The following is a 2,869-nucleotide window of genomic DNA, read 5'->3' on the forward strand; positions in this document are numbered from 1 at the left end:
GAGGTCATAGGGAAGGCGATCCGAAAAGCGGGCATACATCCCCGCGCGGTCAGCTACGTGGAAGCACACGGAACCGGTACGGTGCTGGGCGATCCCATCGAAATAGCCGGGCTCCAGCAAGTATTTAAGCAGGCGACGGAGGATGCTCAATTCTGTGCCATTGGATCGGCCAAGTCGAATATCGGGCATTGTGAAAGCGCTGCAGGAATCGCCGGGTTGACCAAGGTTTTGCTTCAACTCAAGCATAAGCAAATTGTGCCTTCCCTGCACTCCTCCGTCCTGAATCCCAATATTGACTTTGAACGATCGGCGTTTTTCGTTCAACAGGAATTGGCCGAATGGATTAGGCCGCTCCTGAATTTGGACGGGCGCTTGACCGAATACCCCAGAATCGCCGGGATCTCCTCTTTCGGGGCTGGGGGTTCGAATGCCCATTTGGTTGTCGAGGAGTACATTCCTGCGTTTTCCGAAATCGAACGGAAATCGGCACAAAGCGCAGATCCGTTTATGATCGTGCTGTCCGCCAGGACGGAAGAGCAGCTGAAAGAACAGGCCCAAAGGCTGCTTCTGGATGCGGAAAGCCGGCATTATGGCGATGAACGGCTGCCGGATTTGGCTTACACGCTGCAAACCGGACGCGAAGCGATGGAGGAGCGGCTTGGCCTGATCGTGAAAACCGTGGACGAGCTAACGCATAAACTGCGCGTTTTTCTGGATGGCGATCACGAGTCTGAGGGGATCTATTGCGGGCAAGTTAAAAGGAATAAGGATACGATGCAGATTTTTTTCCGGGACGAAGAACTTCAGGAAGCCATCTGGAAATGGATGGAGCGCAAAAAGTACGGCAAACTGATGAATCTTTGGGTCAAAGGCCTTCAGGTGGATTGGAACCAGCTGTACACGGAGTTTCGGCCAAGGAAAATGAGTCTGCCGACGTACCCGTTCGCACGGGAACGTTATTGGGTTCCAGGATGGAAGCCTGCAGGTGAACTTCATCCAATTGCTGCGAATTTCGGTCAAAACGAGATCCGTCCCGTCGAATCCCAGCGCATGGCGGGGTTCTGGACCAAGCAATGGACGCCGGCTCCCCGGGAGAATGGTGTCTATAAAGGGAAAGGAAGAGGCGTGGCCGTCGTAGCGACATCCGATACGATGACTTTGGCCCGGCAAGTATCGGGCCGCATCGAGGGGGCGGTGATTTTGGAAGTGGACACCGGAGAGCTGTCCCATCCGTCGGTTGAGCGGGAGACGTTCGAAGGGATTATTGATCTGGCGGGCTGTGGTCGATCCCCACTTCGGCCGGTGGACTGGATGGAGTGGATTCAGCAGCAGATCGAATCCCGGCACCAGGATGGGCTTCGAATGTTATGCGTTACCCGCGGCCTGGAGTCCTTTCAAAATCCAACCGTCAATCTTGCTGGCGCTGACCGTGCCGCACTTTACCGCATGCTGCAGTATGAGTACAGCCGGCTCGTATCCTGGCATATGGACGGCGAAACCGTCGATTCCGACGAAGAGCTGGCTGAACAAATTGCTGCAGAATATAAATCGGGAAGCCTGGATACCGAGGTCTGCTACCGGAACGGAATCAGGTACCGGGCCTATCTCGGGGAATCCCTCGGCAGGAAGCGGGAAGAATCCGGCTCCGGCCGTGGTTCTTTTGCGTTCCCTAAAGAACATGTGCTGTGGATTACCGGAGGTACCCGAGGGCTTGGTTACGTATGCGCCCGCCACTTTGTGCAGAAATACGGCGTAAGGAAGCTGGTGTTGACCGGTAGGGAAACGCTCCCTCCCCGGGAGGAGTGGCACCGCTATCTCGCCCAAGATACGAGCATCGGGCATAAAATCCGCGATTTGCTTGAACTTGAGTCACTGCAAGCGGAGGTACATGTCCTGTCGGTGTCTTTAACCGATGAAGCCGCATTGCAACACGCCGTGGATGACACGAAGCTCCGGATCGGTCCCATTGGCGGCGTGGTCCATTGCGCCGGGGTTGTCGACGTTCACAACCCAGCGTTTATCCGGAAATCGATTCAAGGAATCGAGACGGTATTATCGCCTAAAATGGATGGTCTTCAATCCTTATATAACGTGATGAAAGGAGAGGAGCTTAGCTTTTTCGTCCTGTATTCATCCGTTTCCGCGGCGATTCCATCGCTGGCGGCTGGACAAAGCGATTACGCAGCGGCCAACGCTTATATGGATTACTTTGCCGAGTCCAAGCGGCACGAATGCCCGTTGGTCAGCATTCAATGGCCAAGTTGGAAGGAGACCGGCATGGGTGAGGTCAGAAACAAGGCTTACGATGAGTCCGGACTGTGGAGCCTGACCAATGAAGAAGGAATGCAGATGCTCGATTCGATATTGACCACAGATTTCGGAGCGGTAGTGCTTCCAGCATCGGTGCGTCCGTCCGCATGGAAACCTGATGCGCTGCTTCGGCTTTCTTCCCGGATGGAGCGGAAAGCGGAGCGCCACAATCCAGGCATGATGCGCAGCGGAGATCCGATAACGTCCGCGCGTACAGGGAACCCGGATAACCCGCATCTGATGATAGCGTCATGGTTGAAGGAACTTCTTGCGGAAGAGCTCAAGATCGATTCCGTCAAGTTGGACACGGAAACTTCGTTCCAGGATTACGGAGTAGATTCCGTCATGCTGGCCCAGCTTCTGCGGAGATTGAACGATCTGTTGAACGCAAACCTGGAGCCGACGCTGCTGTTTGAGCATCCGCACATCGAAGCTCTTGCTGCCTGGCTCGTCAAGCATCATCCGGACCAAGCCATGTTAGCCGCCAGTCATTCGTTGACTGCGGATGCTGTGCCCTTGGCGATGCTTCCTGATGGGGATCACGGCGTATTGACAGCAT

Annotated in this window: 1 protein-coding gene; it reads left to right on the forward strand. The window is 55.0% G+C overall.

The window, feature by feature from the left end:
- A partial coding sequence (locus tag CPT76_RS35585) for a KR domain-containing protein (RefSeq protein WP_146116551.1) occupies positions 1-2,869 on the forward strand: 2,869 nt, incomplete at both ends.

The sequence above is a fragment of the Paenibacillus sp. AR247 genome (genome assembly GCF_002968895.1).
Classification (GTDB): Bacteria; Bacillota; Bacilli; order Paenibacillales; family Paenibacillaceae; genus Paenibacillus_AQ; species Paenibacillus_AQ favisporus.